Here is a 508-nt window from a genome sequence, read left to right on the forward strand (position 1 = left end):
ATCTGCCTGCATAGAGGTCCCTACAAATTTCCTTACCAACAGGGTCTGACCTTTTCCGTTTTTGAACTCTAAAGTGGGGTTTCCATCTTCATCAGTAACAGTATTTTTATACAGGGTACCGGGAGCATACAATACTGCAGGAGATAAGGCAACACTGCTTTTGGTGGCTCCGTTCTCCCAGGTAGTGGAGGTGATATGCTGATACACTTCATTCAGAACATTGGTTTCATAACCGAATTTAACAGGTTTGGTACTCCAATCATTACCTACCTGAATCTGCTGTTGAATTCTATCCAATGGAGAGTTTTCCAATATTTTCTCGGAATAGATCTTTTCAGACCCATAAGGGCTATTGATGGTATTACCTAATGGATTGGGAACAATGGCCCCATTCAGCGTTCCTGATTGAGGAACGGGTAGATAATCTTTAACCTGTCTTCCGAACGGATCATATTCAATGTGAGTGACCACATCTTTTCCCTGAGGGGATGCTTTTACATTAACCACC

At 42.3% G+C, this 508-nt stretch carries 1 protein-coding gene; it reads right to left on the reverse strand.

Annotated features, from left to right (window positions below; genetic code table 11):
* Positions 1 to 508, reverse strand: a 508-nt coding sequence (locus BOQ64_RS22695; protein ID WP_228448532.1) for a DUF6443 domain-containing protein, incomplete at both ends; no start/stop codon positions are given.

Origin of the sequence: Chryseobacterium sp. CH25 (assembly GCF_004119455.1) — a bacterium.
GTDB lineage: Bacteria > Bacteroidota > Bacteroidia > Flavobacteriales > Weeksellaceae > Chryseobacterium.